Annotated in this window: 9 protein-coding genes and 1 other RNA gene; 1 reads left to right on the forward strand and 9 read right to left on the reverse strand. The window is 58.9% G+C overall.

What is annotated here, in order from left to right; translation table 11 throughout:
* Positions 1 to 63 precede the first annotated feature (63 nt).
* Positions 64 to 261 carry a hypothetical protein gene (locus ACQKP4_RS12685; protein ID WP_427633561.1) on the forward strand — a complete coding sequence of 66 codons (198 nt, stop codon included), beginning with the start codon at positions 64 to 66 and terminating at the stop codon, positions 259 to 261.
* Between the two features lie 116 nt (positions 262 to 377).
* Here the strand turns inward: ACQKP4_RS12685 and ACQKP4_RS12690 are convergent, their stop codons facing one another.
* The 9 genes from ACQKP4_RS12690 to ACQKP4_RS12730 form a co-directional block, all read right to left on the reverse strand.
* Positions 378 to 1,418, reverse strand: coding sequence for an EamA family transporter (locus tag ACQKP4_RS12690; RefSeq protein ID WP_427633563.1), 1,041 nt, complete (start codon positions 1,416 to 1,418; stop codon positions 378 to 380).
* 307 nt (positions 1,419 to 1,725) lie between these two features.
* Positions 1,726 to 2,123: a transfer-messenger RNA gene (gene ssrA, locus ACQKP4_RS12695) on the reverse strand.
* A 109-nt stretch (positions 2,124 to 2,232) separates the two neighbouring features.
* Positions 2,233 to 2,484, reverse strand: a complete 252-nt coding sequence (locus tag ACQKP4_RS12700; protein WP_427633565.1) for a hypothetical protein — start codon at positions 2,482 to 2,484, stop codon at positions 2,233 to 2,235.
* A gap of 401 nt (positions 2,485 to 2,885) precedes the next feature.
* Positions 2,886 to 3,155: a hypothetical protein gene (locus ACQKP4_RS12705; protein WP_427633567.1), complete on the reverse strand. Its 270-nt coding sequence runs from the start codon at positions 3,153 to 3,155 to the stop codon at positions 2,886 to 2,888.
* Positions 3,156 to 3,273: 118 nt separating this feature from the next.
* Positions 3,274 to 6,093, reverse strand: coding sequence for an FAD-linked oxidase C-terminal domain-containing protein (locus ACQKP4_RS12710; protein WP_427633569.1), 2,820 nt, complete (start codon positions 6,091 to 6,093; stop codon positions 3,274 to 3,276).
* Entirely contained in the window at positions 6,090 to 6,761 is a 672-nt protein-coding gene (locus ACQKP4_RS12715) for a LutC/YkgG family protein (RefSeq protein WP_427633571.1), read from the reverse strand. Before ACQKP4_RS12715 ends, ACQKP4_RS12710 begins: the two co-directional genes overlap by 4 nt.
* Positions 6,761 to 8,215 (reverse strand): LutB/LldF family L-lactate oxidation iron-sulfur protein, encoded by a 1,455-nt coding sequence (locus ACQKP4_RS12720; RefSeq protein ID WP_427633573.1) that lies wholly within the window; start codon positions 8,213 to 8,215, stop codon positions 6,761 to 6,763. The genes ACQKP4_RS12715 and ACQKP4_RS12720 overlap by 1 nt, the downstream gene beginning before the upstream one ends.
* Positions 8,212 to 9,036 (reverse strand): (Fe-S)-binding protein, encoded by an 825-nt coding sequence (locus ACQKP4_RS12725; RefSeq protein ID WP_427633575.1) that lies wholly within the window; start codon positions 9,034 to 9,036, stop codon positions 8,212 to 8,214. The genes ACQKP4_RS12720 and ACQKP4_RS12725 overlap by 4 nt, the downstream gene beginning before the upstream one ends.
* 146 nt (positions 9,037 to 9,182) lie before the next feature.
* The coding region (locus ACQKP4_RS12730; protein WP_427633576.1) for an L-lactate permease at positions 9,183 to 9,769 on the reverse strand (587 nt) is incomplete at its 5' end.

Consider the following 9,769-nt stretch of genomic DNA (forward strand, 5'->3'; position numbering starts at 1 on the left):
CAACACTGTGCCGTCTCTCATGTTCAAGCACGGGTATTCCGCGCATCACAACGGAGAGTCAGCATGGACATTGATAAGAATGCACCGGGGAATTTGTCTCAGCAGGGTGTAACGGGGGGGACGGATAACGAAACGGGCCATGATCCCAAGCACAGCGAAAGTGAGGCTGCACGGCCAGCGGACGACGAGGTGCCGCTGGAGGAAGACATGTCTGATGTGGAGGCTAACAACTCGGTGTCGAGTGAGCATCCAGATACCTGATGGTTGCTGCTAATCAATGAGCCGGGCAGCGGTGCCGTCGTATGGGCAGCCGATAGCCATGAAAAACACGGATCGTGTTCGGTCGACAGAACGATATCAGGGGCCAATTCTGTGGCTCAGTGTGGGTGCCTGTGATGGATATCGGGAAAGTGAGCATGACTGTGCTGGATTGGCGCGTGGTTGTGTAAATGGCTATGAGGTTGAGTGCCGTCCCACTCATAGGCGTGTTCATGTTGATGGTGCTCGTCGTGAACATGCGGATGGTCATGTGTCTGCGGATCGTGTTGATGTTCGTGTGAATGACGCTCGGTGAGGTGTATCCAGACACCGATCCCCATCAGGCCCGCAGCGCCCCAAAACACCCATGACACGGCCTCGCCTAAAAACAGGATTGAAATAGCTGCTCCCAAGAATGGCGCAGTAGAGAAGTACGCGCCCGTCCGTGCTGTTCCAAGTCCCCGCAAAGCCAGCACGAAAAGTACCAGGCTTACGCCGTACCCCAAGAAGCCTACTAGCAGCGTTGGCCCGAGCAGAGATAATTCGGGCAGATGCAATCCAAGGGCGATCCCCAAAGCGCAATTGACGACCCCGGCAACCAAACCCTTGATGCCTGCTATGAACAAAGCATCTGAGGCTGAAACCTTCCGAGTCAGGTTGTTATCAATGGCCCAACAAAGACAGGCGATTGCAACGGCGACCGGGCCAATCCACCCATGGACCTCAGCTGAGGTTTGAGGCCATCCCAACAAAACGCCCCCTGCAACGATTGCGAGCATTCCAATGACGATCCGCCTGTCGGCGTTCTCCTTGAAAATCATCCATGCAAGAAGGGCGGTCAACACAGCCTCAAGGTTCAGCAACAGCGAAGCAGTGGTGCCAGAGGTCAGGGTAAGGCCGAACATCAAAGACACCGGCCCCAACACCCCGCCGAAAGCAATCGCGCCGAGGAGCCATGGCCACTCTGACTTAGTCAAGCCGGAAGGCTGCCAGCCGCGATCACGGATCAGTCTACTGACCGTCAAGCCTAAGCCGCTTCCCAAGTACAGCAAACCGGCGAGCAAGACTGGAGAGACATTGAGTCCCAGAATCTTGGCGAGCGGAGTGCTGGCACCAAAGAGCGCAGCAGCCCCCAAGGCGTAGAAAATGCTTTTGGTCATCATCTCAATTCGTAACAAGGGCATTGATGGGAAACACGATACGCGTCGCATGGCGATAGCGCATTGACTCGCTGAGGCTGCGACGAAAACTGGCGGGGGCCTGAGTAATACCCAGGCATACGCGGGCGGGAGACCGCGAGATCCTGGTAGCGGCAGATCTCCGGGCTTGCTGAAATTTCGACGTTGAAATTGAAAGTGCGGGAAAGGGGGCGGGTTTATTTAAACGTTGCGCTTGGCTTGGATCATGATTCCCAACCTCCAGATGCAACAAAACCCGCACTTGGCGGGTTTTGTTTTGCTTCGTGTTTGGTGGAGCCGGGGGGATTTGAACCCCCGTCCGCCAGTACTCCGCTGTCGGTACTACATGCGTAGCCGTTTCTATTAAGTTAACCCTCAGCGACCCGAAGGGCAGGGTGCTTTGGGCGAGTTGTGTAAGTTTTAGCCGCTTCGTCCACAACGTACTGCACGGCGATTCTGTTCTATATGACAATCACTTTGGGTTTACAGACATCCCCTGGTGATTGCTGGACCCGAAGGTACCAGAAGCTCAGGATCTAAAGCTGCTTACGCAGCGAGAGAGAATTCCTGGCCGTAGGTTTCGTCATTGGCAACTATAAGTAGTTGCAACAGTGGATTTACGAGTTCTGTTACCAACTCGGCATGCACCTAAAGTTTCGCGACCGGCGTCGAATCCTAAACGGCCCCGTGCCTGTTGCTCGGTGAATCAAAGTGAGCGACAGGCGTGCGCAGTGTACGCCAACCCGCGTCAGAAGGCCAACCCGAAGGTTGGCCGCAAGTGATCGCAGGTGACTGCTCAGTTCGCCATGGACAATGCCTGACTGGCTTCGGTGGCACATTTTTTGTCATCTTTGGCGGCCTGTGAAGCTTTGGCGCTGGCCAGCAGTCGTTTGATCTCTGGTGCGTTGGCGGAGGTCGCTGGCAGCGAATTCACTTTGGCTTCGAGCTCCTGCAGCTTGCTCGTACACAGGTTGTTGTCCGCAGCAAACACGGGAGAGGCCAACATTGCAGCAGAAATGAAAAGACCAGCGAGTGCGGTGCGTTTCATGGGTATCTCCTTGAACGGATGGCCTCGGTGTTGCCGTATGAGCGGCGGTTTGGCCGAGGTCTGAAAATTGGCAACGATTGAAGCGCGCCTACTTAAAAGACTCCGGCGGTGCGCAGTAATTCGTTTCCCTGGCAAAGGTTATGAAAATTCCGAGTGCCAAAGCGATAGCGCTAAAAGGTGGAGCACTTGCGCCTTCCGTCTCTTTGACAGCTGCCAAGTCTTTCTCTCAGCGACGCGGGCGGTTCACAGCCAAGCCCGGATGAAACAAAACCCGCACGTGGCGGGTTTTGGTTTACCAAATGCAGAGCCGCCCCGGGCCTGCTGCCCAGTGATTTCTATGAGCAACAAGCCTGCGCGGTGCACGCCAACAAGGCCAACCCGAAGGTTGGCGTCATGCCGGGTTATTTCCCGCCTTTGTTCGCGTTCTTGATGTCCTGGATAGTTTGGGTCGTCTCGGCGATGCAATCATCGGTCCCTTGCTTGGTGCCTTTAGCCTGATCGGCTTTGGCTTGCTCGACGCTGTCCTTCACCTGATCAGTCATATCCGGAGAAATTTGCGCCTTGGCATTTTCGATGGTCTTTATATTGACCGCACAAAGGTCTTCGGCAAACGAGGTGGACGCCATCAATGAGGCAGTAACGAACAGACCTAACAGTACAGAACGTTTCATGTATATCTCCTTGAACTGAGGGTCCAGGCTTCGCTGGCCATCAGGACGGGCTGCCGAGTTTGGGTAAAGCCCGGTATGTCCGGGCTTATGCTGTGGACTACGGTGGCGCATCAGGGTTCTATTTTTTTTGCATAACCCTTGCCTGCGTTACCCGGTCCACCAAATAGACTAGCCCGTGGTAATCAATTTCGCCGTGTCGCGTCAGACCAATTTCACAGGTGCGGCTGGTCGAGATCCCTTCGCTGCACTGCTGCACCGCATTCTTGAGCGTGCGCAGCGAATGGGCGTTCAGTTCCGGCGTCGTGAAACCCTTGTCACCGGCAAACCCGCAGCAGTGAATGCCTTCCGGAATAACCACGTTTTTGCTGCATTTGCGCGCCAGATCAATCAATGCCTGGCTCTCGCCGAGGTGCTGGGTGCTGCACGTAACGTGCAATGCGATGGGTGCTTCTTGTGGCGTGAAATCGAGTCGATCCATTAAATGCGTGCGGATAAAGCGCACCGGGTCATACAAGTCCAGGCGAACTTCGCCCAGGTCCTGAACCAGGCGCAAGGTGCATGGGCTGGTGTCGCAATAAATCGGGTCGAGCCCGCCGCGACTGGCGTGCAGCAAGGCACCGATCAGCTCCTGTCGTTTGTGTTCGGCCTGTTCGGCGTAGCCTTTGGAGGCGAACGGCTGGCCGCAGCAGAGGCTGTCCAGATTGTCCGGGAACACCACTTGATAACCGGCCTTTTCCAGCAGGCCACGGGTTTTGTCGTACAGCGACATCTGCTCTTTATCACCCGCCGCTGGCCCCATGACCCGCGACACGCAGGCGGCGAGGTAGACCACGCGCGGGCGGTCGTCCGATACGGCCGGGCTGAAGCGAATGGCTTTTTCCGGTTGCGGCATCGCGTGGGTCCATTGCGGGACTTGTCCTTTGGACAAATTAGTCAGCGTCGCCGAAAGCCTGGCCAGACGCGGTGCGCCCAACAGCATGCGCGCGCCGTTGGCCACGTGCAGCGTGAAGCGGGCGCCCTGCAACGCGGTGGCGAAATTTCCTTCGAGCCAGTTGGCGGTTTTCACACGCGTCGCCTTACGGCTGCGGAGCTTTCTCACCAGCTCGCCGGTGTTGATGCCTACGGGGCAACGTTCTGAACACAGACCCGTGGCGGCGCAGGTGTCGATGCCTTGGTATTCGTAGGCGGCTTCCAGTTCGGCGGTGTCGACGCCGGCGCGTTTTTTCGCCTGGATGTCCCGCCAGATGACGATGCGTTGGCGCGGGCTCAAGGTCAGGCCTTTCGACGGGCACACCGGTTCGCAGAAGCCGCACTCGATGCACTTATCCACAATCTCGTCGGCGGCGGGCAATGGCTTGAGATGCTTGAGGTGGATCTGCGGATCGTCGCTGAGCACCGCGTCCGGATTCAGAATGCCGTTGGGATCGAGCAGGCGTTTGAGTTGCCACATCAACTGATAGGCGTCGCTGCCCCATTCCAGTTCGACGAAGGGCGCCATGTTGCGACCGGTGCCGTGCTCGGCCTTCAGCGACCCGCCGAACTCCACGGCCACCAGTTGCGCCACGTCGTCCATGAACGCCTGGTAGCGTGCGACTTCTTGCGGGTTGTTGAAGCCTTGGGTGAAGACGAAGTGCAGATTGCCTTCCAGCGCGTGTCCGAAAAGGATCGCTTCGTCGTAGTGATGTTTGTCGAACAGCTCGATCAAGCGATTCACGCCGATCGCCAGTTGTTCTACCGGGAAGGTCACGTCTTCGATGATCACCGTGGTGCCGGTTTTACGCACGGCACCGACGGCGGGGAACGTGTCCTTGCGGATCGCCCAGAGCCGGGCGTTTTCCACCGGGTCTTCGGTGAAGTCGACTTGCTTCTCCACCGGGAACGCGGTCAGGGACGCCATGATCTGCGCCAGTTGTTCGCGCAGCAATGTGGTCGACGCGGCGCGGGACTCGATCAGCAGCGCGCAGGCATTGTTCGACAGCTGCTGTACGAAAGCGGGCATGCCGGGTTTGTCCTGCACCGAACGCAGGCTGCGGCGGTCGAGCAGTTCCACGGCCGACACCGGTTGGCTTTTGAGCACAGTGACGGCGTTGCAGCAGGTTTCGACGTCCGGGAACACGATCAGCGCCGAGGCTTTGTTCGGGTGATCGATCACGGTGTCGTAAGTCACCGCGCTGATGAAGCCGAGCGTGCCTTCGGAGCCGACCAGCAAGTGGCTCAAGATATCCACAGGCTCGTCGAAATCGACCAAGGCATTGAGCGACAGCCCGGTGGTATTTTTCAGGCGGTATTTGTGGCGGATTCGCGCGGCCAATACGGCATTGGCGCGGGTCTCGCGGCCCAAGGTGCCCAGGCGCTCAAGCAGGGACGCGTGGCTCTGGCGAAACGCTGCAACGCTCACGGCGTCTTCAGTATCGAGACGGCTGCCGTCGGCCAGCACCAGGCGGATTCCGGCCAGCGTGTGATAGGTATTCTGTGCGGTGCCGCAGCACATGCCGCTGGCATTGTTGGCGACGATGCCGCCGATTTTGCAGGCGTTGATCGACGCCGGGTCCGGGCCGATCTTGCGTCCGAACGGCGCCAGCCACGCATTGGCCTGCGCGCCGATCACCCCCGGTTGCAAGCGGATTTGCGTGCCTTGCCCGCGAATCTCGCGACCGTTCCAGTTATCCCCCAGCACGATCAGCACCGAATCGCTGATCGCCTGGCCGGACAGACTGGTGCCGGCGGCGCGGAAGGTCACCGGAACCTGATCGCGCTGCGCCAGTTGCAGCAGCGCGACCACTTCATCTTCGGACTCGACGCGGATCACCAGTTTCGGAATCAGCCGGTAGAAACTGGCATCGGTGCCGAAGGCCAGGGTCGACAGCGGGTCGTCGAAACGTCGGTCTTGGGGAATCAGTTGCTGCGCATCTCGCAGGAAAGCCGTCGGTAGACTCATTGGTTCTCCAGAATCAGCACTACCAGGTCTTTCGGGCCGTGGGCGCCGTAGGCCAACACTTGCTCGATGTCAGCGGTTTTCGACGGGCCGGACACCAGCAACGCATTGGTCGGCATGCCTTGGGCCCACTCGAATTCCTGCTGCACCTGATAGAAGTTATCGCGAATTTCACTGGCCTTGAGCAGGGCGAAATGCACCGGTGGTACCAGGCTCATCAGGCGCGGTTCCTCCCGCGTCGGCCACAGAATCAGGCTGCCGGTGGCGGCGATTGCGCCGAGGGTGCCGGTCAGGCTGGCGGGTGTGTCGTTGAACAATTCGGTTTTCCACTCTTCAACGGGGCGGTCGTAGGACTGGAGCGTCGGCAGCCCAGGATTTTTCGCCCAGTGCTGAGTGATGCGTTGCCCATGCGCCGTGGTCGGCGCGATCAACAGGCTCGGCAATTGACGATCCCGCATCAACTGCGCCAGCAACGCAGGCCATGCTTCAGCCGACGTCAGATGGATTTCGGTGTGCACCGCTTCCATCAATTTGCGCAGCTGCGGGATGCGTTGTTCGGCGGTGTAGGTGTAGGGCGCGGTGAGCAGTTCGACGTCGAACTCGTCAGGCACCGGCGTGGTGCCGGTCAGACTTTTGCGTAACTTGGCGAGGATATTTTGCTTGGCGCTCATCAACGGTCTCCCTTTTTGGCCAAATGCTCGCGGGCCATGTCGTGCAATGAGCGGGCGGCGGGTTTGGGGGCGCTGTGGTTTTGCGTCCACGGGCCGACGTTGTTCGGCGTCAGGGCGCGCAATCGCGTCGCAAAAAAACCGAACAGGCGATAGAGCGTCGGCGAGCTGTTGAGTTTCGCCCAGGCGTTCCAGATAAACCGTTCCTTGCGCGAATACTTGCTGCCTTGGCCACGCATGACCTGCTGCGGGTTGTCCGGCGCCTTGACGTTCTCTTCCCGCAGGCGACGCAGCAGCGCCGGAATCGGAATTTTCACCGGACAGACTTCACCGCAGGCGCCGCACAGCGACGAAGCGCTCGGATGGTCCGGGACTTTCGCCAGACCGACCATGTGCGGGGTGATGATTTTGCCGATAGGCCCAGGGTAAACCTCGCCGTAGGCGTGGCCGCCGATTCGAGTATAGACCGGGCAATGATTCATGCAGGCGCCGCAGCGGATGCAGTTCAGGGTCTGGCGCAATTCGCTGTCGGCAAACGCCTGGCTGCGACCGTTGTCGAGCAATACCAGGTGCACTTCCTGCGGGCCGTCGAGTTCATGTTCCTGGCGCGGGCCGGAGATCATGTTGACGTAGGTGGTGATCGGAATGCCCAGCGCCGAACGGGTCAGCAGCGAGAGCAGCGGCACCACGTCACGCAGGTTTTCCACGACTTTTTCGATGCCGGTGACGGCGATGTGCACCGGCGGCACGGTGGTGGTCATGCGCCCGTTGCCTTCGTTTTCCACCAGCAGCAGAGTGCCGGTTTCGGCCACGGCGAAGTTGACGCCGGAGACGCCGATGTCCGCTTCGAAGAATTTCTGTCGCAGGACTTTGCGACCGATCTGAATGAGTTGGTCAACGTCCTTGGTGTATTCCACGCCAAGTTTGTCGTGGAACAAGGACGCGACCTGACCGGCGTTCTTGTGGATCGCCGGCATAATTATGTGTGAAGGCTTCTCGTGGTCGAGCTGGACGATGTACTCGCCCATGTCCGATTCCAGACATTCAATGCCCTGATCAGCGAGGAAGTGATTCATCTCCATTTCTTCGCTGACCATCGATTTGCCCTTGATCACTTGCCGCCCCTCGTGAGCGCGGATGATCGAGAGGACGATGCCATTGGCCTCGTCCACCGTTTCCGCCCAGTGCACTGTCACACCGTTGCGGGTCAGGTTTTGTTCAAGTTGCTCGAGCAGGTCGGGCAACTTCGATAACGCACGGGCGCGGACAGCATTGCCCAGCGCGCGCAAATGTTCTCTTTCGTGGGCATCGCTGAAGGACGCTGCCCGTTTTGTCATCAGTGAATCCATCGCAGTGCGAAAGTTGTTTCGCAGTTGCTTGTCATCCAAAGCCTTGTGAGCCCGGCTGCGAAAGTCTTCTTCCACGGCAACCGTAGGAATAATCTCGCAAGCATTCATCGAACACCCCCGGTCCGCTGCCAGAGGAAACTGGCCAGGTGTTGGCCGCGCAGCGCTTCCTTCTGTTTCTCCAGCGAGCCGTTGATGTTCATCAGGCAACCGCAGTCGGCACTGACTACCTGGTGCGCGCCGGATTCCTTCAACGACCGGGTCTTGTCCGCCACCATCGCGCCGGAAATGTCTGGCATACGGACGCTGAATGTCCCACCGAAGCCACAGCATTCGCTTTCGTGATCGTGATTGACCCGCTCCACGTTGCTCAGTTGTGCCAACAATTCGCGACCGTGCAGGTGTGTATTCATCTCCCGGCGTGCCGAGCACGACGTGTGCAACGCCACTTTTACCGGCGTGCCGCGGTCCTTGAGCTGCACCTTGCAGACGAACAACAGAAACTCGGCCAACTCATACGTCCGGGCAGCCAGCGCCTGAACCTGTTTCAACGTCTGCGGCTCATCCTTGAACAAGTCGGCGTAGTGCTCGCGCAACATGCCGGCACAGGAGCCCGACGGCACCACCACCGGGTAATCCCCGGCGAACAGTGCCAGTTGCGAGCGCGCCACGGTCCTTGCCTGTTCGGTGTAACCCGAGGTGTAGGCCGGTTGCCCGCAGCAGCTTTGCCCTTGCGGATACTCGACACGAATGCCTTCGCGTTCCAGCAGGTGAATCGCGTCCATCCCGGCGTCGGGGTAGAACAAATCCACCACGCAGGTCCCGAACAGGTAGACCCGTGACGGTTTCTCGCTGGGGTATTGCCGAGGTTCGGGCAGTGGCGGGGCGACGCGGGTCGCATTAGGCACGGCGTTGTAAAAAAGCTCGCTCATCAGGCGTGTCTCTCGGCCGGTTACCCGTCCGTTGAGGCTGCTGAATATAGAGCCGGAAGCTTTCAGCAGCCTTACAGAGCGGGTTGTGAATAGCTGACGCCGGAGTCGTGGTCCGGCGTCGGTTTTTGCTGTTTATCGCGTAGGACTTAGTGCACCAACATCCCGGTGAGCCAGTAGGCCTGGACGTAGGTAATCACGCCGACGATGGTGGCGAAAAACAGGCTGTGCTTGAGCGTGAAGCGGAACAGGTCCGATTCCTTGCCGACCAGACCGGTCGCGGCGCAGGCCACGGCGATTGACTGGGGCGAGATCATCTTGCCGGTCACGCCACCGCTGGTATTCGCTGCCACCAGCAACACATCGCTGACGCCGATCTGGTGCGCAGTGGTCGCTTGCAACGAGCTGAACAGCGCGTTGGACGAGGTATCGGAACCGGTCAGGAACACGCCCAGCCAGCCGAGGAAGGGCGAGAAGAACGGGAACGCCGCGCCGGTGCCAGCCAGAACCAGCGCCATGGTCGACGACATGCCCGAATAATTGGTGACGAAGGCAAACGCCAGCACCATGCCAATCGACAGAATCGGCCAGCGCAGTTCGTAGAAGGTTTCCTTCAAAGTGGTCAGACCAGTTTTGATATCGATCTTCAGCACCAGCATCGAGATCAGTGCGGAGAAGAAAATCGCCGTGCCGGTCGCGGAGATCGGATCGAGTTTGAACACGGCCGGGATGGCGG

The sequence above is a fragment of the Pseudomonas sp. NPDC086278 genome (genome assembly GCF_050280905.1).
GTDB lineage: Bacteria > Pseudomonadota > Gammaproteobacteria > Pseudomonadales > Pseudomonadaceae > Aquipseudomonas.